The sequence below is a fragment of the Aliidiomarina shirensis genome (assembly GCF_003987345.1).
Taxonomy (GTDB): domain Bacteria; phylum Pseudomonadota; class Gammaproteobacteria; order Enterobacterales; family Alteromonadaceae; genus Aliidiomarina; species Aliidiomarina shirensis.
Genome location: NZ_PIPP01000003.1, coordinates 120,358 through 144,654 on the forward strand (window position 1 = coordinate 120,358; position 24,297 = coordinate 144,654).

The 24,297-nt window shown below is 47.4% G+C and carries 17 protein-coding genes; 6 read left to right on the plus strand and 11 right to left on the minus strand.

From position 1 onward, the window contains the following. Positions 1-22 precede the first annotated feature (22 nt). A complete protein-coding gene (locus CWE13_RS07985) occupies positions 23-1,549 on the minus strand; it encodes a carbon-nitrogen hydrolase family protein (RefSeq protein WP_126807555.1) in 1,527 nt (508 codons plus the stop codon). A 176-nt stretch (positions 1,550-1,725) separates the two neighbouring features. Here CWE13_RS07985 and CWE13_RS07990 point away from each other — a divergent pair, with 176 nt between their 5' ends. Further along, positions 1,726-3,084, plus strand: a complete 1,359-nt coding sequence (locus CWE13_RS07990) for a Na+/H+ antiporter NhaC family protein (protein WP_126807557.1) — start codon at positions 1,726-1,728, stop codon at positions 3,082-3,084. Between the two features lie 79 nt (positions 3,085-3,163). Here the strand turns inward: CWE13_RS07990 and CWE13_RS07995 are convergent, their stop codons facing one another. The 4 genes from CWE13_RS07995 to gmk all read right to left on the minus strand — a co-directional run bounded on the left by CWE13_RS07995 (position 3,164) and on the right by gmk (position 6,886). Continuing rightward, a complete protein-coding gene (locus CWE13_RS07995) occupies positions 3,164-3,556 on the minus strand; it encodes a RidA family protein (RefSeq protein WP_126807558.1) in 393 nt (130 codons plus the stop codon). Between the two features lies 1 nt (position 3,557). Beyond that, entirely contained in the window at positions 3,558-5,672 is a 2,115-nt protein-coding gene (gene spoT / locus CWE13_RS08000; protein ID WP_126807560.1) for a bifunctional GTP diphosphokinase/guanosine-3',5'-bis pyrophosphate 3'-pyrophosphohydrolase, read from the minus strand. Between the two features lie 184 nt (positions 5,673-5,856). After that, positions 5,857-6,138, minus strand: a complete 282-nt coding sequence (gene rpoZ, locus CWE13_RS08005) for a DNA-directed RNA polymerase subunit omega (RefSeq protein WP_126807562.1) — start codon at positions 6,136-6,138, stop codon at positions 5,857-5,859. 109 nt (positions 6,139-6,247) lie between these two features. After that, positions 6,248-6,886 carry a guanylate kinase gene (gmk, locus tag CWE13_RS08010; protein ID WP_420837039.1) on the minus strand — a complete coding sequence of 213 codons (639 nt, stop codon included), beginning with the start codon at positions 6,884-6,886 and terminating at the stop codon, positions 6,248-6,250. Between the two features lie 161 nt (positions 6,887-7,047). On the opposite strand from gmk, the gene CWE13_RS08015 reads away from it, so the two are divergent. Together CWE13_RS08015 and CWE13_RS08020 are read left to right on the plus strand one after the other, a co-directional pair. Beyond that, a complete protein-coding gene (locus CWE13_RS08015) occupies positions 7,048-7,644 on the plus strand; it encodes a LemA family protein (protein WP_126767006.1) in 597 nt (198 codons plus the stop codon). A 16-nt stretch (positions 7,645-7,660) separates the two neighbouring features. Next, positions 7,661-9,613: a M48 family metallopeptidase gene (locus CWE13_RS08020; protein ID WP_126807566.1), complete on the plus strand. Its 1,953-nt coding sequence runs from the start codon at positions 7,661-7,663 to the stop codon at positions 9,611-9,613. Here CWE13_RS08020 and CWE13_RS08025 read toward each other — a convergent pair. Beyond that, complete coding sequence (locus tag CWE13_RS08025) at positions 9,558-10,472, minus strand: alpha/beta fold hydrolase (protein ID WP_126807568.1); 915 nt, start codon at positions 10,470-10,472, stop codon at positions 9,558-9,560. The genes CWE13_RS08020 and CWE13_RS08025 overlap by 56 nt on opposite strands. 163 nt (positions 10,473-10,635) lie before the next feature. On the opposite strand from CWE13_RS08025, the gene CWE13_RS08030 reads away from it, so the two are divergent. Next, positions 10,636-11,382 (plus strand): ferredoxin--NADP reductase, encoded by a 747-nt coding sequence (locus CWE13_RS08030; protein WP_126807569.1) that lies wholly within the window; start codon positions 10,636-10,638, stop codon positions 11,380-11,382. 17 nt (positions 11,383-11,399) lie between these two features. Here CWE13_RS08030 and CWE13_RS08035 read toward each other — a convergent pair whose 3' ends face one another. After that, positions 11,400-12,836, minus strand: a complete 1,437-nt coding sequence (locus CWE13_RS08035; protein ID WP_126807571.1) for a PH domain-containing protein — start codon at positions 12,834-12,836, stop codon at positions 11,400-11,402. Further along, positions 12,833-13,471, minus strand: coding sequence for a PH domain-containing protein (locus tag CWE13_RS08040; RefSeq protein WP_126807573.1), 639 nt, complete (start codon positions 13,469-13,471; stop codon positions 12,833-12,835). The genes CWE13_RS08035 and CWE13_RS08040 overlap by 4 nt, the downstream gene beginning before the upstream one ends. Before the next feature lie 280 nt (positions 13,472-13,751). Between CWE13_RS08040 and CWE13_RS08045 the strand changes: the two genes are divergently transcribed. Continuing rightward, complete coding sequence (locus tag CWE13_RS08045; protein ID WP_126807575.1) at positions 13,752-14,585, plus strand: ABC transporter substrate-binding protein; 834 nt, start codon at positions 13,752-13,754, stop codon at positions 14,583-14,585. Positions 14,586-14,637: 52 nt separating this feature from the next. Then, the gene (locus CWE13_RS08050) at positions 14,638-15,114 is read left to right on the plus strand and encodes a peroxiredoxin (RefSeq protein WP_126807576.1); all 477 of its coding nucleotides are present in this window, start codon (positions 14,638-14,640) and stop codon (positions 15,112-15,114) included. Here the strand turns inward: CWE13_RS08050 and recD are convergent. From recD to recC, 3 genes are read right to left on the minus strand one after another with little or no spacing between them, the layout of a single operon-like run. After that, the gene (gene recD / locus CWE13_RS08055) at positions 15,109-17,082 is read right to left on the minus strand and encodes an exodeoxyribonuclease V subunit alpha (protein ID WP_241973659.1); all 1,974 of its coding nucleotides are present in this window, start codon (positions 17,080-17,082) and stop codon (positions 15,109-15,111) included. The two genes, CWE13_RS08050 and recD, sit on opposite strands and share 6 nt — an antisense overlap. After that, complete coding sequence (gene recB, locus CWE13_RS08060) at positions 17,079-20,762, minus strand: exodeoxyribonuclease V subunit beta (RefSeq protein WP_126807578.1); 3,684 nt, start codon at positions 20,760-20,762, stop codon at positions 17,079-17,081. The genes recD and recB overlap by 4 nt, the downstream gene beginning before the upstream one ends. After that, on the minus strand, positions 20,759-24,241 hold the full coding sequence (recC, locus tag CWE13_RS08065) for an exodeoxyribonuclease V subunit gamma (RefSeq protein WP_126807580.1): 3,483 nt from the start codon (positions 24,239-24,241) through the stop codon (positions 20,759-20,761). Before recC ends, recB begins: the two co-directional genes overlap by 4 nt. Between the last annotated feature and the right edge of the window lie 56 nt (positions 24,242-24,297).

The following is a 24,297-nucleotide window of genomic DNA, read 5'->3' on the forward strand; positions in this document are numbered from 1 at the left end:
CAATTGGAAGAGGCTTAGGGTTTTAATCCCACTTACGAACAACATCATATAAATCCGTACGGCGATCTTTTAAGTTCGTTACCGAGCCTTCATTATGCAAATACTTCAATTCATCTAAGTTCAAATCAGAGAACATCAACATTTCGGTATTCGGTGTGGTTTCCGACATCACCGCATCGTGTGGGAACGCAAAATCAGAAGGCGAAAATACCGATGATTGTGCATATTGCACATCTAGGCTTTCTACTTCTGGCAAGTTACCCACACTACCGCAAATTACCACATAACACTCGTTCTCTACCGCGCGGGCCTGAGCACAGTGGCGCACACGTAAATATGCGTTACGGGTATCGGTCCAGAACGGTACAAATAGAATCTCAAGGCCTTCATCGGCCATCAAACGGCCCAGCTCCGGAAATTCCACATCGTAACAAATCAAAATACCAACACGGCCGGCGTCGGTTTGGAATACCTGAACTTTATCACCGCCTTCAATAACCCAATCACGCTTTTCATGCGGGGTAATATGAATCTTCCTTTGTTCTTCTACCGAGCCATCGCGGCGGCACAAATAGGTTACGTTATACAGTGAATCGCCTTCACTCAACGGCATTGAACCGGTAACGATATTCACGTTATAGCTCACAGCCATTTGCGACATTTCTTTGCGGAAACGTTCGGTGAAGCCAGCAAGGAACCGGATAGCACTCATTTGCTGGCCTTCTTTTGAAAGCCCCATCAATGGTGCGTTGAAAAACTCAGGGAACAATACGAAATCACTTTTATAACTGGAAACCGCATCCACGAAGTATTCTACTTGTTGCAACAGTTCTTCTACGGATTTCACAGCCCGCATTTGCCATTGCACGGCGCCGATACGAACATTGCGCGAACGCGAATGAATAACGGTTTCCGAAGCCTCATACAGGAAGTTACTCCACTCTAACAACGTGGCGTATCCCTTCGAGCGCTTATCTTCTGGCAAATATTTATAAAGCAGGCGCTTTACTACAAAATCATTCGCAAGCTGAAAGCTCAAAATCGGATCGTATACCTCGCGGCGGCGCACTTTCTCTAGATATTGGCTTGCGGTTATTTCATCGGCGTACTTATGGAAGTTTACAATACGGCCACCGGCCAAAATTGCTTTCAAGTTTTGCTGAATACAGAGTTCTTTGCGGGCATCATACAAACGGCGGCCTAAACGATAGCCACGATAATCGGGGTGAATCAGTACATCAAGGCCATACAGAGCATCGCCTTCTGCTTCATTCAAGATTTTATCGCGCTTGCTCAACAAGTCGTCATATTGGTGCGGGTTGCTGAACTTATCGTAAATAACGCGTACAGTTAGTGCTACGCCAACAATAACGCCATTATCTTCTAGGCAAATTTGGCCTTCAGGGAAATCGCGAATGAGTGCATGAATCGTATGCTCTTCCCAAGCACCACCGATGTCATCGTAAACACGATCCATGAGTGCTTTAAGCTGCGGGTAATCTTCATCACGTAAGTTACGTAGCTGTAAATGTAGATCTTCTGGGCTCATTCGATTTCTCTCTGTTATTTCATTACTGCTGGGCACTACTTCAATTCGTTGTAGCTGTGCCTTCAGTGTACACCGATTCAAGGTTGCACGGAAAACATCTGTATGAATTCTTGCTTGCAAGCTCGGGTTAAGATGTTTATGCTTCTGGACGTCTAAAAATAAAAATTAGGATATTTATGTCATCAACGCCAACCACACCCATTAAACCTCGCGCCGTGGCCCTATTGCCACTTGGATTATTTCTCGCTCTCTTTCTAGGTACTGGAATTTATTTCCATTTCGATGGCGTTGATATGGCGTTCTATCAGCTGGCGAGCCCTGTTGCTATTATGCCAGCGATTATTCTTGCCATTATCTTAAGCAAACAACGCATTAACGATCGCATCGAAACCTTTGTGGCCGGTGTTGGCCACAATAATATCATTACCATGTGTTTGATTTATTTGCTGGCGGGTGCATTTTCTACAGTAGCGGCGGCCACCGGTGGTGTTGATGCGATGGTAGCGCTTGGGTTAAGTATTATCCCAGCATCGTTCATTTTACCCGGTATATTCTTAATAGCGGCGGTGGTTTCAACCGCGATGGGAACCTCCATGGGTACCTTAGCTGCATTAGCACCTGTTGCGCTTGGATTAAGCCAAGCTGCCGGCATTAACCCTGCACTCATGGCCGGTGTGTTGGTAAGTGGTGCTATGTTTGGTGATAACCTTTCATTCATTTCAGATACCACCATTGCCGCTACCCGTACCCAAGGCTGTGAAATGAAGGATAAGTTTAAAGCTAACCTACGCATCGCCGTGCCGGCCGCTATTCTAACTATTATAGTGCTTTCGTTTTTCGATACTGGCAGTGCTCCCATTGATGTGCCAGAAGCAAATTTCTGGTTGGCACTTCCTTACTTTTTCATAATTGCACTGGCAGTAAGCGGCTTAAACGTATTTGTAGTGCTAACACTGGGCATTATTTTAGCCGCTGTATTTGGCTTTGTTGCGGTAGATTATGAGCTCGTAGCCTTTAGCCAAGATGTGTATCTTGGCTTTACCAGCATGCAGGAAATCTTCTTACTATCATTGTTAATTGGTGGTTTATCAGCGTTAATTCGCCAACAAGGTGGTTTAAAGTTCTTATCGAACACAGTTGAGCGCATCACCAGCCGTTTGAGCAAACGCGCAGATCGTTCCGCCTCGTTCGGAATTGTGGGCTTAACCGCATTAACCGACCTTGCCGTAGCCAACAACACAGTTACCATATTGATCTCAGGGGAAGTAAGTAAGCGCCTTGCTAAAGAGGGAAACATTGCACCAAAACAAGCCGCGAGCTATCTCGATATTGCGGCTTGTGTTGTGCAGGGTGTGTTGCCATACGGGGCGCAAGCGCTTCTAATGGGTGCTACCTTTGGTATTTCACCATTAGCCGTAAGTTTAAATACCTTTTACTGCTTTATCTTAGGCGTTGTTGCTATCGCTGCAATCTTCATTATTGGCCCAATCAAAGCTGAGCCTGAAGCGGCGGCCGAACAAGAGCCCGCGGTGTAGTTTTGCCATGCTAATATAATATTTAGCCCACAAAAAACGCCCATCAGGGCGTTTTTTTGTAACGCTTCACATCTATTGTTTAGTTGGTAGTGGGTAATTCCATCACGCCATCAATTTCAATTTGCGAGCCTTTCGGCAAGCCAGATACTTCAATAGCGGCACGCGCCGGGTATGGTGTAGTGAAGTGGCTTGCCATTACCTCATTTACCACAGCGAAATTGCTTAAATCCGTTAGATAAATTTGTACTTTCACCATATCTTGTAACTCACCACCGGCCGCTGCACACACCGCGCTTAGGTTCTTAAATACTTGCTCAGCTTGGGCGCAGAAATCATCCGAAACCATTTCCATGGTTTCTGGAACCAACGGTATTTGGCCAGAAAGATATACCGTAGTGCCTATTTTAATGGCTTGTGAATATGTGCCGATAGCAGCTGGTGCTTTATCGGTAGCAATAATAACTTTCGACATATTATTTCCTTAAACGAGAAACTCGCTGTACATGCGGCATCTTGCGAATTTGCCGCATTACATCAGCAAGATGTTTGCGATCATTAATGGTTAATGCCACATCAATGTAATAAACACTGGAATCAATTTCTTCGGTTTTCAAACCGTGAATATTACAGCCAGTACGAGCAATTTGTTGAGTTAGCTGCGCCAATGCGCCTTGGTGATTTACCACTTCCACACGAATTTCAGAAACAAACTGGGAATCAGGCTTGTTATCCCATTGTACTGGGAAGTAGCGGCCCGGTTCTTCTTCGTGTCCGCGCACGTTCTTACACTCACGGCGGTGAATAACTAAGCCACGCCCCGGGCTTACGTGAGCAATGATATCATCGCCCGGAATTGGCCGGCAGCATTTCGCGAATGATAGCAATAAGCCATCAGCCCCTTTAATGGCTAAACTGCGGCCATGTTCATCATCGCCCGCAGCCGCTTTCAACCGTTGCTCATCACCAATTAGACGGCGAACTACGGCCACGCCCATCAAGTTTCCGAGGCCGATATCGCGCAACAAACTTTGTTTATCTTCACGCTTTAATTCTTGCGCAACACGAACAAACTCCGATTCTTTAATATCGTTCATATTCACGGTACCAAGCGATGCGCGAAGCAAGCGTTCGCCTAAAACCAACGCTTCATCAAATTCTTGGTTCTTCAAATACTGGCGGATCTTCAACCGCGCTTTTCCGGTAACTACAAAGTTCAACCAAGCAATGTTTGGCCGCGAGCCAGGTGCCGTTCGAATCTCAACGGTTTGCCCCGTTTCTAAGGGCTTGCTTAATGAATACGCTTTATGGTTAACGCGTGCGCCGATACAGGTGTTGCCAATATCCGTGTGAACCGCATACGCAAAATCTACCGCGGTGGCACCCTGTGGTAATTCGATAATGCGGCCATCAGGGGTGAATACATATATTTCATCAGGGAATAAATCTGATTTTACATTCTCAATAAATTCAAATGAGTTACCTGCGCTTTGCTGCAGCTCAATAAGGCTCTGCATCCATTTTTGCGCCCGCACTTGAGCGGTGGTGTTGTTATCTTCAATATCTTTATATAACCAATGCGCGGCCACGCCACGATCGGCCATTAAATCCATTTCTTCGGTGCGAATTTGAATTTCTACCGGCACCCCGTGCGGGCCTTTCAACGAGGTATGCAACGATTGATAGCCATTTGATTTTGGAATCGCAATGTAATCTTTGAAGCGGGTTTCAATGGGCTTATACAAATTATGAACCGCACCCAATACGCGATAACAGGTATCTACGGAATCAACGATTACACGGAATGCATAGATATCCATCACTTGCGTGAACTTCAACTCCTTGTTCAACATCTTTTTATAGATGCTGTATAGATGCTTCTCTCGGCCGTATACCCGTGCACGGATCCCCATTTCACCAAGGCGTGATAAAACTTCATCGTGAGTGCGTTCTAGCAACGCTTTGCGATTGCCGCGGGCTTTGCGAACTTGGCTATCGAGTAGGCGCGCGCGCCATGGGTAAAGCGCATGAAAGCCTAAGGTTTCAAGCTCATTTTTAATATTGTGGATACCCAAGCGGTGCGCCAACGGTGCATAAATCTCAAGTGTTTCGCGGCCGATTCGACGGCGCTTATCTGGCCGCAGCGAACCTATAGTGCGCATATTGTGCGTTCTATCCGCCAGCTTAATAAGAATCACACGAATATCTTGCACCATCGCCATAATCATCTTGCGATAGTTTTCGATTTGGTGCTCTTCTTTACTATTAAACTGCAGCTTATCCAGCTTCGATACGCCTTCAACGAGCTCAGCTACCGTAGCGCCGAATTGTTCGGCAAGATCTTCTTGGGTTACTGGGGTATCTTCTATCACATCGTGCAGTAACGCAGCCATAAGGGTTTCATGGTCAAGCCGCATCTCGGCAAGCATACATGCTACTGCAACTGGGTGGGTAATGTAGGGCTCACCGCTTTGGCGTTTTTGCTCACCGTGCGCATCAAAAGCCACAACAAAAGCCTGTTCAAGGCGTGTTACTTGATCAGCAGGTAAATAAGCTTCGGTTAATGTGCGCAAACCTTCAAAAAGATACACTTCAGCGCTCTCACTTCTCTATTTGATACTTTAAGTATTTTTACTTAAATATCCGCCCTTACAATCAGCAGCGATTATTTCTAAGTATTATTGCTAGGTATAACAGAGAGGATAAGGGTAAACAAACAATTTGCCAACGGGGGAAATGCCAACGGGAGCAGATTGCCCCCGTTGAGAAAATCGATTAATCGTTAGAATCACTCGATTTCAATGCAGCCATTGCTGCTACTTCTGCTTCATCTTGTGCGTATTGCGCGTCTTGGTCGTCTTGATCAAGGCGGCCAGCATCAATAAATCCAGCTTCAATTTCGCGAAGTGCAATGATAGTTGGTTTATCGTTCGTGGTTTGCACCATTGGCTCTTTGCCATAGTTAGCAATTTGACGCGCACGACGTGCTGCTACTAGAACCAAATCAAACCGGTTTCCAATGCGTTCTACTGCGTTTTCTACTGTTACCCGTGCCATCTTATTACTCCGCGAAACTCAAATTGATTCTTTGAAAGGGCAAATAGTGTACTGCAAAGTAACGGATCCGCCAAGATCTATTGCTCATTGCATTGTTTTAGTTGGGTTTTTATTCTTCAGCGAGCAGATTATGCAATATTTCACGATGCCGAATTTGCTGCTTCGAGCGGCGCAAACGTTGGCTCATTACAATGTGCTCTAAATTATCCACGGATGTGGCGAAATCGTTGTTCACAATTAAGTAGCTAAATTCAGCGTAATGCGACATTTCGTGCTGTGCTTTCGCCATGCGTTTCGCAATCACTTCATCGCTATCTTGCCCGCGTTCACGCAGGCGACGTTCAAGCTCTTCATTCGAGGGCGGAAGAATGAATATCGTATGTACGCCCGGATATGCTGCTTTTACCTGCCGAGTGCCCTGCCAATCGATATCTAAGAAGACATCAATCCCGCTCGCTAAAGTATCTTCAATTACTGTACGCGAGGTACCGTAATAGTTATCGAACACTTTCGCCCATTCATAAAACTCGTGCTTTTCTACCTGCTGCAGAAATTCAGCTTCGCTTACAAAATGATAGTGCACACCATTAATTTCACCTGGCCGTGGCGCCCGCGTTGTAGTGCTTACCGATACCTGCATAGAGCCTTTTTCATGCCGCTCTAATAAGGCTTTGATCATACTCGATTTTCCGGCACCACTTGGCGCAGCAATTACAAATAGGTTTCCACTAACGTTCGACATAAGCACGCTTTTAAGTGAGTTCAAAGGTGCAACATAAAGTACACCGAATGCCGTTAAAAAACCACTTTTACGTGAAATAGGTGATTGCTACATTTAGGCTTTCTTGATTCCATGCTATAACAAGTACTTCAATACCTTTGTGTATTTATTCTAAGAGGAAATTTGCCATGGAACTCACCCACTGGATTCTAATTGCGGTGCTGGTTATTGCTGTATTTTACGCGATCGGCATTTACAACAAACTCGTTACCCTAAAAAACCGATTTGAAAATGCCTTTGCGCAAATTGATGTGCAATTAAAGCGTCGTTACGATCTTATCCCTAACTTGGTTGAAGTTGCGAAATCTTACTTAAAGCATGAACGTGAAACGCTGGAAGCTGTTGTTCAAGCACGTAACCAAGCTGCTGCTGCATTAGAAGGCGCTTCTGCAAACCCTGGTGATGCGAAAGCGATGGGCAATTTGGCGGGTGCCGAGGGTGCACTTGGTAGCGCTATGGGCCGCCTGAATGTGGTAATGGAAGCTTATCCTGATTTAAAAGCCAACCAGAACATGGCGCAACTTAGCGAAGAACTTACCAGTACGGAAAATAAAGTAGCGTTTTCGCGCCAAGCTTTTAACGATTCGGTGATGGAATACAACACGTACCGCCAATCGTTCCCACCCGTAGTATTTGCTGGTTTAGTGGGGCACGGTGAAGATGCGAGCTTGTTGCAATTTGAAGATCGCGAAGCCATTCAAGAAGCACCGAAAGTTGAATTTTAACTACTGGGAAAATTAAATGTCGGTAATGAATTTCTTTGAGCACCAAGCTATTGCCCGGCGCAACACGCGGTTGCTGGTGATTCTATTCGGGGTGGCGGTTATTTCGTTATTGCTACTTACCGGGCTACTTGTTGCTGCCTTCACCGGTGGCATGAGTGCAATGGACGAAGAAAGTGCTGGTGGTGGAGAGTTCCTATTTCATTGGGATATTATCGTGGCCGTAATGGGCATGACACTCTCTGCCATTAGCCTTGCCGTATTATTTAAGTGGTATATGTTGAAGGGTGGCGGCAAAGTTGTGGCAGAAAGCCTTGGCGGCCGCCGTTTATCACCTGATAGTAACGATGCCACCGAGCGCAAAGTGCTCAACGTGGTTGAAGAAATGGCCATTGCGGCCAATATGCCCGTTCCTCCCGTATATTTAATGGAGCAAGAACAAGGTATCAATGCATTTGCTGCGGGTTATTCACCGCGTGACGCGGTAATCGGTGTTACCCGCGGATGTGTTGAAAACCTGACCCGAGATCAACTTCAGGGCGTTATCGCCCACGAAATTGCGCATATATTGAATGGTGATATGCGGATGAATATTCGTATTATTGCTATTTTGAACGGTATTTTGTTTATCTCCCACGCTGGTTACTTGTTGCTCCGTACTGGCATGTACAGCCGCCGCAACGAGAAAAATCCATTGCCATTTATTGGTATCGGGTTACTTGTTATCGGTGCCCTTGGCGTGTTTTTCGGTAATATTATTAAAGCTGCGGTTAGCCGCCAACGCGAATATTTAGCCGATGCTTCGGCAGTACAGTTTACTCGTAACCCGGATGGTATTGGCGGTGCTTTGGAGCAAATCGGAGCGCTTAGTGCCAACAAAGGCCATGGCAGTAAAGTAGAAAGTAAAAATGCCGATGAAGCTTCACATTTGTTTTTTGGCCAGGCTATTAGCAAAGCCGTTTCGCTATTTGCTACACATCCACCGTTAGCAACGCGTATCAAGCGCGTACGCCCGGATTGGGATGGTAAATTTCGGAGCAATCCCAAAGAACAACTCGCAGAAGAGCTCGCAAACGAAGCGAAGCTCAACGAGAAAGAACGCATGGCGCAGCGTATGGCCGTTTTGGGTTCTGCTTCTGGTGCGCTCGGCGGTGGATTAGCGGCAACATTACCGGAAGGTGCGATTACGGGCGATTACGCTCAGGGTGGGCAAGCGCTCACTGAAGGCATCGTAGCCGCTGCCATTATCGATGAAAGCATGCGTACCGAAGTTCGCCAGCAAGCCGGTGCACAAGCTTTAGTATTCGCAATGGCGTTGAGTGCTGATAACGAAGTTCGCAGCAAACAACTGAATATAATTGCTTCCGAACATGAAAACGAATTACGGCAGCGCACGGAAAACGATTACCAGAAAATTTCTGAGCTACCGCTTGAACAACGTTTGCCTCTTATCGAACTTTCAGTGCCGGCCCTGAAATCACTGGCAAAAGAAGAGGCGTACACAGTACTCGCAACCCTAGATAAGTTGGTAGCAGTGGATGCGCAAGTATCACTTTATGAATGGTGTTTAGTACAAATGCTGCAACGCTATGTGCGTGCCGAATTTGAACCAAATAAGCGCGTTGCCAAAGTTGGCATTCGCAAGCAATCAGATGCTGAGTTCACCCTATCAGTATTGGCATGGTATGGACATGAAAGCGATAGCGAAGCCGAATTAGCATTTGCGGCAGGAGCACGCGGTTTCTCGAAAAACCTGAAACCATTTCGCCAACAGCCTTTCAATTTTGCCGAACTTTCCGAATGTTTAGATCGCATTGATCAATGGTCGGTAAAAGAAAAAGAGCAAATTGTAAAAGCATGGTTAATCTGCGCTAAACACGACGGCGAGATTAATGTGGTTGAGCGAAAACTGCTAACTACGCTTTCAGCCTGTGTTGGTGAGCCACTACCGCCCGAATCTGAGCCGCAATAACTTCTGGATCTTCTTGCATAAAACAATGCCCACCCTCAATTTCACTAACGGATAGATTGGGGTGGGCTGCTTTCCAAGCCGCCATTGATTTGCTTAAGAACGGATAGGTATCTTTGCCAATCCAGACAAATGTAGGCACGGTTACGGCACCCAGATCTCGCCATAGTTTCGCCGCATAGGTGCTAAATATTTCAGCTTCTCGCTCCGGTAAACACTTTAATTTCTGCCCCTCGCTAGTTGTTTCCATAGCGTGCTGAACATAGGCGGATAACGCATCCTCTTGCCAGCCACGAAACATTCCTCGGCCGCGCAAGGCATCCATTGCCGCCTTTTCATCCGGCCAAAGCATGCGCCGGCGCCGCGCTTTCTTTGCTACCGGGTTTAAGCCAATACGGCCAAGAGGCATAGCCCAACGAATCATACTCGGTGGAAAAAGCATCGGGTCGAGTAATACCAATTGTTGAAATAAATTTTTGTCAGCGGAGCTCATCAAGCTGGTTAACGCCCCACCAAAACTATGGCCCATACCGATGTGCGGTACATTCGGATACTCGCTAGCATACTGGCGCCAAGTGAGTGCAGCTAGTTCGCCCGAACGGTTCCAACCTACAAACTTGCCGCCATGCTCACTATCACCGTGGCCCTGGGCATCATGTAAGAAAATATCAAAATGAGGCGCTAACTGTTGCCAAAGCGGCAAATAAGTAAGGCCAGAATAGCTATTGCCGTGAATAAAGTGCAGCACTGGCAAGCCGCGCGCAGGAGTACGGACGCCTTGCAGCAAAAAGCCTTCGGGAGCGTTAAACTGCCAACGCAACCATCCGATACCACCAATTTCAACGTCTTGTTCGTGCTGCATAATTTACCCTAATGACCATTAACCCTACAAAATGCTGGTTGAAAAAAATCGAAATCGGCGCAAGATAACCGTTCACCATACAATTACGCGATACACTTGGCTTTTAGTTCAAATACTAAGATTACAATATTCGCACTTAGAACAGCATATTTGAGGGCCCAGCATGGCGCAATGGATGACCGGTACGGTAGTTGAAAACAAACGTTGGCACGACGATTTGTTCAGCTTACGGGTAGAAATACCCACACCATTTTCATTTACCGCTGGCCAATTTGTTCGGCTCGGTTTACCCGGCACTGAAAAACGCATTCAGCGTGCTTACTCTTTGGTAAACAGCCCAAACGAACCCCTGCTCGATTTCCTTATTACTACGGTCCCCGACGGTGAATTATCGCCGCGGCTCGATTTACTCGGCGTGGGCGATACTTTAGAGGTAAGCGCTCCACCCTCCGGCTTTTTTATTCTTAGTGAGCTTCCCGAGGGCAAAACGCTGTGGTTAATCAGCACGGGCACGGGCATCGGGCCTTATCTTTCCATGTTACACACCGACGAACCGTGGCAGCGTTTTGAGCATGTAGTGCTTGTACATGGCGTTCGCTATGCGCGCGATCTTTGCTATCAAGAGCAAATACAACAATGGCAGCAGCAATACCCAAACCGTTTCCACTATCAGCCCGTGGTAACGCGTGAAACGGTTCCAAACGGTTTGCAACAACGAATACCCGTTCTCATTGCCAACGGTTTACTTGAAAAGGCTGTGGGCGTTACGCTCGATACGCAAGCACAAGTAATGATTTGCGGGAATCCAGCCATGATTGTTGATAGTAAAGCCGCGTTGTTGGAAAAAGGCTTAGATAAAAACCTTCGCCGCAAACCCGGCAATGTTACCGTGGAACAATATTGGAAGTAACGGACTCATCAAAGCCGCTACATCCACCGTTTATTATTGTTCGCCGTTAAGGCCAAGATATCCTGCTGCAAGCGTTCCGCTTGCTCTTTCGGCATGCACGGAATTGAAAGCGTTCCACCCGCCGTATCTATTTTCAACGCGCGCAAATTAAACAGCCGTGAAAATGGATTCGAGCTAATACGGATACGCTGCATTTTCGCCGCAGGTGCCCAACGCTCACTCACACCAATAACGCCGCTTTTAACCGCGATCCAGCCGCCCTGATAATGCCAAGCAAAATTGCGCCACCATAACCAACGCAACAATAAAATCGCTACCGCCACGCCAATTCCAGCCCACGGGTTAAGAATCCAGCCCGCCGCAACACTTGGAATTAACCAGTAACGCGGAATCAATATTTTATGCACGCGATTCCAATGCGCTGTAGGAAGTTGTAAATCGGCACTTACCAATTCACGATTATCACGATTTAGCACTGGTATCGTAAACCGGCCTTCGGCTTTATCATTGATGCCGCCAGCTTGCAAAATACGTAACTGCCAGCGTTGTAAGATACGGGCAATTAAGCCTTGGCGAAACTCGATTAATTGTAATTTTGGAATGCGAAAGCTGCGCGATAAACTGCCAATTAAGCCTGCTTTATAAGCAACCCGATCACCGTTCCGTTGTAAGTGATAGCCGTAATATTGATTGTAAAAAAACAGAACTGCGCCCAACAAAACCAGAATTAAAGCAACAACGCCGAATCCCACTAGGATAACAACGGCTTGCCAAAGCGATGCAAAGCCATCAACAAAACTCTCTAGCCAATCGATAACATACTCAGATACGAATTGGTTCGAGAACAACAACGCGGCCAATACACCCACAACCAGCAATGCATTTTGAATTAAGCCAACCCGAAGAATTTCAGCGCGCGGCAATATCAATTCAAAATCAGCTTGCGCATTCGGATCTAATTGAGCCGCTTCGGCATCGGTATCCGTGGCTTTTAGGGTATTTAGGATGTCTTTTTGTAACCGCTCGGCGAGATCATCATCTAAACCTGCTACTTCAACTTCGGAGCCTTTACTGCCTGCACTTTGCAACTGCAAAATAGCGAGTTTGAAAGGCTTAAACCAAATTGGCCGGCGAATATCCGCTTGCTGAATACGATCGTAATCTAAATTTAACTCTGAACGCTTAAACACCCCTTGGCGCACGCGAATACGCTCGGGCTCTAACACATAGGAAAAGCGCCGATAACGCAAGAAAGTAGCCACAAGCAGCACAACAAATATTACGCCCACCGCTACTGGCCACCAATGTAATAAGTTACGCAGGCCCACGAACACAGCCACTAAACCGGGCAGCGCGTTGTACAAATGTTTTACGGTTAATCGAACACTACTGATAAAGAAAAATATCAGTGAAACCAGTGGCAACCGTTGCCAATCGAGTGCATCTGATTTCATTCAGGCTTTGCCTTAGGTGAATCACTCGCCTGTTCGTTATCATTGGTATCAGAGGCCACTTTAGTTTCCGTTTGCTCAGCCGTTGCTTCGTTTTCGTTCACTTCGCTCTCTGCCGATTCACTCTCTGCAGCGTCTACCGAAGAGGTAATCGACGCATCTTCAAGCACTTCGTCACGAATCTTGGCGATTAAATTGTTGCGGATTTCCTCACTCACGGCCGGTGCCAACCCTGGAATCGTTAAATCAGAGCCCATTCCACCCGCGGTAAAAAGCTTCAAACGTGAAAGCCCAAGCATTCGCTCTACCGGCCCACGCTCGATTTCTAAATGCTGTAAACGATTATGGGTTACCGAGGTTTCTCGGTGCCAAAGTGCACCTAAGCGAAAACGAACAACATCTGTTTCCAGCGCATAACTGGTTACGCGGCAACGCGCCGGAGCCCAAAAAACAAAGAGAATAAACCAAAGAACGAAAATACCCGCCGCAATTGCAATCGGGATCCAAGTTGGCAGTTTATCTATCCAAATCGCAGCCGCGATAGCGGCGATAAAAAAGCAACCCAAAAACACGGTATTGCCGAAGCGCAGCTGGTTTTTATAGCTTGCTTCAACAGGTATCCATTGAATATCACTCATCTTTATTATTGTTCCTAATTATTATTGTTTCTAACCAGGGTAAGGTAGAATTCAGTATATATTACGGGGTTGATCCGGAAACACCAGTAGCCATTTACATTCTCATACAATTTCGTTGTTTGCATCCTGCGAATTTTCTCTAATACTAATCAACCTTCGCAACATTTAAGTTCTTTCACTTAGGAATGATATGTACCGGGTATTGCAAAACACGCTTTTTATAGCTTTACTGATTTGCTTCGCTTACACCCCGAGCCAGGCCGCGTCGGGAAGCTATGCAATGCAACCGAAATCAACTTCGGGAAACGCCACAAATGCCGAAACCCTTGAGTGGGTGATCAATACGGCGCCGCCGTTTCATATTGTATCTGGCCCCCTCAAAGGGCAAGGCATTTGTGATGTGCTCATTGATGTTGTTGATGAAGCCATACCTGAACTAAAAAGCAACCGAACTGTATTTCCGCAAACCCGTATCACTCAACAATTTGATCGCAACCACAACCAATGCTTTCCATGCATGATTCATCGGCCATCATCAAGTTCAGCAACCTATACTGAGCCAACCCATTTTTACTATCCCCACGGAATCATTACTACGCAAGAACATGCGGCATTGATAACAGAAAAATATGGCAATCCAGTGAAGTTAGAAAAGTTAGTGAGCGATAATAGCTTTCAGCTCGGTTATCCTGCTGGCCGCCGCTACCCATCATTGCAGCATATTATTGATGGCGTTTCCGGCACAGAAATCACCCGAGTGGTACATACCGGTGAAAACGCTACCGCAGCCATCTTAGCTATGATTAAATCTGGCCGCATCGATTACACTATTGAATACCAAATTCTACAGAACTTTGATGCCAGCACTTCAGGCACAACCCCGCTTACGTTTTTGCCCATTGCAGAAACCGAAGGTAATTTTGTACTCGGCGCGATTGGTTGCACGAACAATGAATGGGGCCGTAATATGGTAAACGCCATTAACCAGGTGTTACCAGAAGTTCGCGAGAGCCCAGAATTTTTAGAAATACTCGATTTATGGTTTCGAAATAACCCTGAGCCTGAGCCATATCGAGAGCTGCTACGTAGCCGTGTATGGCAAGATACCAATTAGCCCTATCGAAGCAGCTAGTCGAAACAGATAATCGAAAAATAACGAGGCAATTATGATTCAAGAAAACGAGAATATTCCTACCGGCAGCCTAACAAAGAAAGGCGTAATTGGAACTGAGCAATTCGATCCAGCACAAGCGTTCGCAAAAGGCACCCATGTTTTATTTGCGGTACCGGGTGCCTTCACACCCACCTGTTCGGAACAGCATTTACCAGGTTATGTGCGTTTAGCCGATGAATTCGCCAATAAAGGTGTAGATGGAATCTATTGCCTTGCGGCAAATGATGCCTTTGTAATGGCCGCTTGGGCAAAAGACCAGAATATTGGCGATAAAGTAACCATGCTTTCTGATGGTGATGCCAGTTGGGCGCAAAGTATTGGCCTCAGCATGGATACCGGTGCATTTGGCGGTGTTCGTACCCAACGTTTTGCCATGATTATCCGCGATGGCGTGCTAGTAAACCTGTTCGTTGAAGGCCCGAAGGCGTTTGAAGTAAGCTCGGCTGAGCACGTACTCAAACACTTATAAGCCACTACTACGGATAACTCGTTGCTGCACGGCATCTACAAATACCGAAGGCTTTGCCGCAACGAGTGTAAATTGCTTACTTGCTCGCGTAATTCCCGTGTAAACCAACTCGCGCGTTAACACAGGGTTCAATTCATCTGGCAACACCAAAACCGTGTGGGTAAATTCTGAGCCTTGAGATTTATGCACAGTTAGCGCAAATACGGTCTCCACATCACTTAAGCGGCTGGGTAATACCCACTTAATATTGCCATCGGCTTGTTCAAACACCACTCGTAACTTCCCGGTTTCCGGATCTGGCAAGGTAATGCCGATATCGCCATTCATTAAATTCAATGTGTAATTGTTTCGCTGCACCAGAACAGGCCGCCCGGCATACCAAGTTCTCGTTCCCGACACCGCACGAGCAATTAAGCCAGCACTTTGTAACCATTCACTTACCGTATCATTTAGGCCTTGAACGCCCCACATACCTTTCCGCAAGGCCACTAACAATTGAAAACTTCGATGCGTTTTTAATACTTCTTTTGCCCAATTATCCCGCGCACTTAATGTGTTATCGAGCTCCCCGCTTGCTTCTCCCTTGGCTACTACTTGCAAGTAGGTTTGATATCCAGCAATTACTAACTTGCGCAGTTCGGCAAATTCAGTTGGATAAATAGTTCCACTTTGCTCGGGCGCCAGCAAATTCAAATCATCGAACGCGGTAAAGATAGATTCTGCGGTATAAGCAGTATCGCTCCTCGGCGTTTTTGGCAGAGTTCGATATATTTCCCCGGCGTTTACGGCCCGCGCCAAGTTGCCAATACCCGATTCGGCACCAAACCGGTGGCTTTCGCGGAGCATTACCGTAGCCTGATTGTATACCTTCGAAACATCTGGCACGGAGGAATCAGCATAGGCAGATAAATCGTGTGCCGTATAAGTTTGCAGCATGCTTAGGGTTGCGGCGTTATAGTTGCCGGCTTCTGCACCTTTACATAGATCACCAAGTACAGAGCCGGCTTCCACCGACGCAAGCTGATCTTTATCGCCGAGCAGCACCAATTGCGCATGCTCAGGCAACGCATTCATTAGTGCCGCCATCATTTCTAAATCCACCATTGAGGCTTCATCAACCACCACAACATCGGCCGCTAAAGGATGTTGCGCAGAATGCTTAAACGAGCGGCGAAATGGGCGAACACCCAGCATTTTATGCAAGGTGGTAACGTCAGTTGGAATCCCTGTTTGCATAGATGCCGGCAAACGGTCAATCGCGCCAGCAATTGATTCGGTTAACCGCGCCGCAGCCTTGCCGGTAGGTGCCGCGAGCAAAATTCGTAAGTTATCACCGTGTTTTTGCCGCAAAATAGCCAATAACCGAACCACAGTGGTGGTTTTACCCGTTCCGGGGCCGCCCGTAATAATCGCAAATTTGCGTTGTGCGGCCATTGCGCAAGCCAAGGCTTGCCAATCAATACCCGTGGTGCTTTGCTCTCCAAACACCCGTTGAATTAACGCCGGTAAATCGGAATCTGCAGTACGCAACGAACTCGATGCCCCAATTCGTGTGTGTATTGCTTGTGCCACACTATGTTCAGCCTTCCACAAGCGCGCCAGGTAAAGTGCGCCAGAAAAATAAACAAGCGGCTTTTCGATCGGCGCTTCAGGCTGTTCAATACACTGCACCCAAGCACATTGCTGCAATGCGGTATGCAGATCCGTTTCCACCAATACAGCGCGTAGTTCGTTTGGTAGCGCAAAACCCAACACATACTCTGGTGCCTGCACCAGCTCCGATAGCCGCATACAACTGTGCCCACGGCCATATTGGTGGCTTACTAAAGCACACAATAGCCAACACAACGCATTTTCTTCCACCGCGAGCTTGTGTAGAACCCGAGGTAATTCAATATCTATCGGCCTTAATTCCTTGCGCGCCACCGCGCTTGTGAACCACGTTTGTACGCTATGCAAATTCATCATTCCACCGCCTCCGCACGAAACAAGGCATCCAGCTCATGCAGAAGCTGCACATCAGGTTGCAGAACACACTGGCCTAACTCTGGTTCTCGAATAAACCAATACATACCACCACCCAAATATTCCTCGATATTCTCAGCGTAATCTGGAATTCGGGCTTGTAGCAAGCGATGCAGCGCGAATAAATATAAGCTCGCTTGTACATCATAACGCTTCTCAAGCATAGCTTTGACCATGGCGCGTTCGGTATAGGCGGTGCTATCAGCGCCAAGCCAATTTGATTTGTAATCGCACACCCAATAGCGCCCAGCAGTATCTTGATACGTTAAATCGATAAACCCTTTCAGCATGCCGTTCACGTGCTCATCAAGCAGTGCTGGCCGTGCTCTACCCGGCCACAAATAGCGGCTAATTACTCTGTCTAAATCGGCGGCCTTAAGATCATTTACCTCGAGCCAGAACTCCATTTCGGCCACTATCGCAGGCAGCTCTTGCAAGCTTATACCGCTGGTAGCCAACGGCACCGCCGTGAGTTGTTGTAACCATGTTTGCAGTGTTTCGTACTCAGCTTCCCAGCCGCGTTGCATTAGCCTACGGCTTATCAACGCACTCATTTCAGCACTATCTGCATTCATAAATTTCTGGTCCGCGGCTACTTCTAAAATATTATGCAAGAATGTACCCGCGCTGGCCCCTCTTGGAAAACCATGCATGCCCTGTAAATTTTCAGCAACCAGCACAGTAGCCGGCTCGCCTATATCTTGCTCATCATCCTGATATTGCTCTTGTGTTGCCGTATCCGGTGCTTCCGGTACATAAACCGCACCAGTGCGCAGGGCTGAATAGCTTGCTATCCACCAGTGCTCGGTATGTACCGGACCTGGCAAGCGCAACGCAGGTAGGCGTTTACTTTGATGCTCCGGCTTATCGTAAGCCGTAAAATTTGGAACTTGTTCGTGTTGCCATGGTAGTTCTGCCAGCGCAGTTTTTAAATCAGCAGCCGTTGGTCTTACCGGTAAATTCAATAGTGAGCCGAGGCCGCTGCGATGAATTGCACTGTATTTTGCATTCCCTTCTCGATAAGCACCTAATCCAAGCCAGCATGCATACACAGGACGAGTAAGTGCTACATAGAGCAAGCGTATATCTTCTTGCAGGCGCTCATTATCCGCTCTAGCGATAGCTTCTTCATCAGGCTCAAGTTCCACAACGGTACGGCCCGAATTATTGCCTGCTGCGTGATAGCGTACTGAATGCTTGGCCGTTACCGCCTTATGACCACAGATAAATGGCAAAAACACTAAGCTGTATTGCAGGCCTTTGGATTTGTGAATGGTAACCACTTTTATACGATCGGCATCACTTTCTAAACGCTGCACCAGCTCTTCGTTCGGGTTGGCGTCATCTAATTGTTGTGCAAACCAACGCACTAAGCCGGTTTCACCATCGCGCTGGCTGCTCTCTTGTTGCAGCAACTCAGCTAAGTGCAACATATTGGTAAGAGTGCGTTCACCAGAATCATTCTGTAACCAAATCTGCGGCAAATTAAACGCATGCAACCAAGCACGAATCATCGGCAACACGCCTTGAAAACGCCAAATATCCCGAAACTCGCGAACTTGGTCGGTGATCTTTTCCCATGCTTGTTCATCTTCAAGCCATTGGCTTAAAGCGGTATCTTGTTGACCCGAAAGCCGTAACAGCAATGCCGCGCGCAAACGCGTTTCATTTTCCGGCGCGTAAACCGCCTGCAGCCAACTCAGCATAGTGGTGGCTTCTTCGGTGGCAAAGATCGAATCTTTGTCCGACATATAAACCGAGCGCAATGAGCGTGCGTTTAATGCATCACGAATAACTTTTGCTTCGTTTCTATCACGCACCAGTATTGCAATATCCGCTGGTGAAACAGCCGTAGGTTTCTCGTTCTCGCTGGCATCAACAAACTCAGCGGTATCGCTATTCAATAATGCAGCAACTCGATCCGCACATGCACTTGCCATGCGTTGCTGATATTCACCTTTGCGTAAATCTTCCACCGCTTCATCTATCAACCAATAATTCAATGCCGGTGTTTGCTCTCCGTTCTCGTGCAAAGCGCCTTTATTACCCGCGGCGGCAACAGCAAAAAATGGCAATGGATTAGTTCCTTCGTGAGCAAATCCAAACGCGCCTGCATCTTGATGTTCAGCGCGCACAAACAATGCATTTACTGAGGCCACCAAATTCTCGGTTGAACGATAATTTTTCGGAAGGTTGTAATGTTGGCCAGCGGTAAGCTCGCGCGCGTTCAAATACGTATATAAATCCGCACCGCGGAAACTATAAATAGCTTGTTTCGGATCGCCCACTAAAACTAAGCCGTAGTTATTGCTAGTTACTTCAGGATAGATCTTGCGGAAAATACCGAATTGCACTGCATCGGTATCCTGGAATTCATCCACCATTGCCATTGGAAACTGTACACGAATACGTTCGGCTAATGCTTCACCACCCTCACGATGCAAAGCATCATGCAAACGGGTGAGCAAATCATCGAAGCCGAGCTCTGCGCGCTGTTGTTTACGCTTTTTAAACTCTTCTACAAACCAACGCGCTGCATGATGCAATACACCTAAATGCAGTTGCGGACGCGAAGCAAAAAGCGCAGCTAAATCATTAAAGCCGTTAAATAAAGGATGGTTCGGTGGGGTAAATTTCGCTTTCGTACCCGTTGCTAAATTATCCGCTGAATATTTTTCGATAATCTTTTGCGCTTCAGAGTCCAACGCGTCAAAACGCTCGGGGTGCTGTATCCAATTTTCGAACTGCGGACGTTCATTCTCCAGCCATCCCTTTTCTCGAAATTTGTTTTTATTAATTGTGCTTTGATCGAAAGCCTCATCAAGCACCGCCAATGCTTCCGGCTGTATAAGCTCACGCACTATCGCCGCTTGCCGATCTACTTTTTGAAACCAGTTTTGTAACTGTTTAGCAGCCTTTATTGGTTCCAAAGCTGAGGGTAGCGCAACCCCCGCAGCACGAAATTCAAGGCTACCACTTTCAGCGCCCACCCAAGGACGAATAGCTTGGTAGAGAGCTTCCGGTGATTTAGCAATTTCGCCAAGGTGGTGCAATACGCGATTATCCGGCAGCGGATAAAGGAAATAGCGCCAGTAATCGCGTGCGATCTGTAAACTTAACTCGCGTAGATCTTTATTCATGGTTTGTGCGAAGGCAGTTCCGGCATCGAATGCGTGCTCACTCAGCATCCGCTGACACCAACCATGAATGGTAAAGATTGCGGCTTCATCCATCCACTCAGCAGCAAGCTGTAATTGCGCTGCACATTTTGCATAATCACTTGCTGAATAATCGCTTAAAATACTTGCAAGCACGTCGTCAGGTTCGATTTGCCCACGGAATGCTTGGGCCGCATCAACCAAGCGTTGGCGAATACGATCACGGAGTTCTTCTGTGGCTGCCTTGGTGAAAGTAACCACCAGAATCTTCGGCGGTAACAACGCATTACCATTCGCAGGTTCTGTTCCCGCAGTGCCATGACCAAGCACTAACCGCACGTATAGCGCGGCAAGCGTAAACGTTTTCCCAGTGCCCGCACTAGCTTCGATTAAGCGGGTTCCCTGCAATGGGAAGCTTTGTGGGCTCAATGCCGGTGCGGTATCGTTAGGCTGCATTTGGCTCATAACGAAACCTCCGTGCTTTGCGTAATAGGCCCATAAAGTGCTTCTGCCCAATATGGCAAACCGGCTGCTTCAAGCTCAGCAAACGTGGCAAAATAGCGCGCTAACTCAGGCGAGTTTTGTATTTCCCCAGTGATCTTAAATCCGCCCTCATAAACCTGCTCTGCATTTGCACCCTGCAGATACACAAAGGCAGTTTTTAATGCTACGGGTAACGGTTGCTGCAGCCCTTGTTGCCAGTAACTTACTAGGTTTTCTAATTCCTGCAATGCTTGCGCTTGTGGTTTCGCCGGCAACCCAACGCGGCTATCTAAACCATATTGCCATATCGCCAAGGAGTGCCCCGCCGCATTCGCAACGAGTTGTTGTAGCCATGCTTCCACCAGTTGGTGCCATTTAGGTTTGCCTTTATCACGAATGGCGGTAGGCCTTACCAATACTATGGCAAGCTCGCCGTGTTTATCGATAAAGAGCTTATCTAACTCAGCTTCTAAATTATGATTGGCAACAGTTATATGAAGGCGAATGGTTTCATCCGCAGGCCGCCAATCACGTTTGTCATCTTTTACGCGATTCATCACTACTTGTACTTCGCGCGCCAACGTAGCCTGCGTTTGCAAACCGAATGCCGCAAACGGTAATACCCCCTCGGCTTGAATTGCACGCAGTTCTGCTTGAATACTGCTATCGAGGTCATCGGCAACATGAGCTGCGTTTTGCTGCAACAAACGTTGCAGAATACGGCTCTTCAATACATACGATTGCAAACCATCAAGCTGAAACGGCTCATCGTCTTCGAGCACCAGATCATCTTGATAATCTCTAGCGCGAAAGCGTTCAGCAATAAAGTACCGCACTGGGTTACGCAAGAACTGTTGCAGGCCAAGCAAGGATAACGCTGGCAACTCAGGTAACGGTGCGAGCTTGGTATGTTCAGAATGCGAGGTTGTGCCCGTATAGGCGTGCTCCCACTCTTGCGCGTAAGTGCTGAAATCGCCATTAAAATAAGCGTTAGAAAACGGTTGTAGTGGATAATCATGGGTAAGGGCTGCGAGCACATTGCCGCTTTCAACAAGCCAGCCTTGCTCTAGCATATCGCGCAATTGATTGACCAAAACACTGGCGGGCTTTTCCGTGTTATCTCGATCGCTGCGGCCCACCCAGCTTAGATACAAAGCGCTGCGCGCGCTCAATAAAGCTTCGAGAAATAGGTAACGATCATCATCACGGCGTGAACGATCACCTGGTCGATAATTCAAACCCATTAAATCGAAATCATCAGGCCGACGGCTGCGAGGATATTCACCATCGTTTAAACCAAGAATGTAGATATGTTGAAACGGTATAGCACGCATCGGCAGCAACGTAGAAAACGTAATTTTTCCGGCCATAAACTTTTGGCTTAATCCGCTTTGTTCCGCTTCAGCCAGCCATGCATCACGCAGCACGGGTAGGCTCAGAGTACCATCGAATTCGCCAGCTAACACCGCATCACTCAGGCGTTCCAGTGCTTCGTTTAATTGCACATACAAGCGTTCATCGGTATCGTCTTGCACATCAAAGAAAGTGGTGAGCAGATTATCACTGCCGTTGAGTAAACTTTGCCACTCACTAAAGGTGCGTTCCGGCTGCGCTGCTAGTGTTTGCGTCCAATGCTTCAATTGCTGAATAAACTGTAAAATAGGCCCTAAATCAGCCGCGCTCAAACCACCGATTTCTGCATACGGCAAACGCCCCTGCCATTGTTCATGCTCTCCCATGGCATAACCCAACAGCATTCGCTCAACCGCAAAAGCCCAACTAAAGGCATCACCCATGGCTGCAAGATCAAACACTTGCCGATGCTCGCTATCAATCCCCCAACGCGCACCCGCCTCGGTGAGCCATAATCGTAATTGCGGGAGTACCTCTGGCTTCAACTGCAAACGCCGTTGAATCGCTGGCACATCGAGTAAATCAAACACTTCGTTTAAGGTTACACGCTGATCCGGCAATGAAAGCAAATACTCGAGTGCGATAAATAACGGCACACGGCCACGGTTCGCTTGGTCGGCTAAAGAGTAAGGCAAATAGCGTTCATCATCACGGCTGATGCGGCCAAATACCGCGTTTATGTGGGGTGCGTAATCGCCAATGTCCGGTGTCATTATAATCACATCACGCGCGCGCAAAGATGGATTAGCCGCAAACGCCGCTAACAAGTTATCTTGCAGCACTTCCACTTCCCGTTGACGGCTGTGGCAACGGTGAAAACTAATGCTCTGGTCATCTTTACTGAGTATTCTTGGGGCATTTGGAAGGGCGTTTAATTCCAGAATATCATGCTGGATTTGGTGTAGCAGCGGCCACTCTGGCGCGCTTTCAGCAGCGGGATCATCGGGCGTAACGAACGCTTGTGTCGCTGGATTAAAAAACACATCAATTCGATTGCCAAACCATTCTTGATATTGGTCCGGCTGATCAAACTCGTCAATTAAGCTTAGATAATCACGCGCTTGTTTGCCTAAGCTGGCCAACAATGGGGGGGCATGTAAATATAAATCTTCCGTATTTATTAAATCCGGCAGGCCAGATTTTCGCTGCTGCCGACGCTGTTGGCGGCGAACTTCATCACGCACTGTGGTGATATCGCCCCAAAAATGCCGACACGGATTCAGCACAGCAAGCACTACTTGCGTATGTTTACCAAGTGCTGCTAAGAGCTCAAGCGTTTGCTTTGGCAGCGAAGAAATACCAAATACAATTACCCGCTCTGGCATGGTAGTAGAATCGATTTCGCCCGTAAGCAACTTATTCAGTGCTTTGTTGTGCACATCGGCTCGGCTGGAAAATGCGGTAAGTTCTGAATGTTGCTGCAAATCTTCACGTAACAAACGCCACAGCGCAGGCTGCCAAAGCTGCTCTTCCGGAAGCGAGCTCTCAAGCCCCGCACTCGCCGCCGCCTCGGCCATTTCTTGGCTGAGATCAGCGCCATGCATATCAACATTTATGAGCACATCAGCGCCTTGGCTCCAACGTTGCAGCCAATCAGCTCGGTAAACTTGATATTGGTCATAGAGATCGGCGAGCCGCGCCGCCAAATGATAACGTTTACGGCCATCACTATCATCACGTAAATAACGCTCAAGAGGTGCAAACACTTCGCCGTTCAAGGTAGGCAACAAGCGCAAAATCCGCCATGTTAGATTGCCTTTATCGTAAGGCAGCGATGCCGGGATATCCTGCCCTAAAAGCAAGCGATACAAACGCCACACAAACTGATTTGGTAACTCAACGCGAACCCCAGCAGCAACGCCCGGATGACCATTGGCGGTGCCGGCAAGTGCCATCTTTAACCACTGCGCAATACCATTGCTTTGCACCAATACTTGCTCTTCACCGAGCGGTGAAATGGGGTGTTCAGCCATCCATTGCACGAGCACATCGCGCAAGTTTTCAAGCTGATTACCATGCAAGACCATGAAAGCCGGCGTTAAACTCATTGGTATTCCTTTCTATTGATAAGCTTCACTGCTTTTTTATTCGATGCAAGTTATTC

What these genes read in the sequence shown, in the direction of transcription:
- CWE13_RS07985 (WP_126807555.1), bottom strand. Translation starts at nt 1,549, where the DNA reads ATGAGCCCAGAAGATCTACATTTACAGCTACGTAACTTACGTGATGAA.
- CWE13_RS07990 (WP_126807557.1), top strand. Translation starts at nt 1,726, where the DNA reads ATGTCATCAACGCCAACCACACCCATTAAACCTCGCGCCGTGGCCCTA.
- CWE13_RS07995 (WP_126807558.1), bottom strand. Translation starts at nt 3,556, where the DNA reads ATGTCGAAAGTTATTATTGCTACCGATAAAGCACCAGCTGCTATCGGC.
- rpoZ (WP_126807562.1), bottom strand. Translation starts at nt 6,138, where the DNA reads ATGGCACGGGTAACAGTAGAAAACGCAGTAGAACGCATTGGAAACCGG.
- CWE13_RS08015 (WP_126767006.1), top strand. Translation starts at nt 7,048, where the DNA reads ATGGAACTCACCCACTGGATTCTAATTGCGGTGCTGGTTATTGCTGTA.
- CWE13_RS08020 (WP_126807566.1), top strand. Translation starts at nt 7,661, where the DNA reads ATGTCGGTAATGAATTTCTTTGAGCACCAAGCTATTGCCCGGCGCAAC.
- CWE13_RS08025 (WP_126807568.1), bottom strand. Translation starts at nt 10,472, where the DNA reads ATGCAGCACGAACAAGACGTTGAAATTGGTGGTATCGGATGGTTGCGT.
- CWE13_RS08030 (WP_126807569.1), top strand. Translation starts at nt 10,636, where the DNA reads ATGGCGCAATGGATGACCGGTACGGTAGTTGAAAACAAACGTTGGCAC.
- CWE13_RS08035 (WP_126807571.1), bottom strand. Translation starts at nt 12,836, where the DNA reads ATGAAATCAGATGCACTCGATTGGCAACGGTTGCCACTGGTTTCACTG.
- CWE13_RS08040 (WP_126807573.1), bottom strand. Translation starts at nt 13,471, where the DNA reads ATGAGTGATATTCAATGGATACCTGTTGAAGCAAGCTATAAAAACCAG.
- CWE13_RS08045 (WP_126807575.1), top strand. Translation starts at nt 13,752, where the DNA reads ATGCAACCGAAATCAACTTCGGGAAACGCCACAAATGCCGAAACCCTT.
- CWE13_RS08050 (WP_126807576.1), top strand. Translation starts at nt 14,638, where the DNA reads ATGATTCAAGAAAACGAGAATATTCCTACCGGCAGCCTAACAAAGAAA.
- recD (WP_241973659.1), bottom strand. Translation starts at nt 17,082, where the DNA reads ATGATGAATTTGCATAGCGTACAAACGTGGTTCACAAGCGCGGTGGCG.
- recB (WP_126807578.1), bottom strand. Translation starts at nt 20,762, where the DNA reads ATGAGCCAAATGCAGCCTAACGATACCGCACCGGCATTGAGCCCACAA.
- recC (WP_126807580.1), bottom strand. Translation starts at nt 24,241, where the DNA reads ATGAGTTTAACGCCGGCTTTCATGGTCTTGCATGGTAATCAGCTTGAA.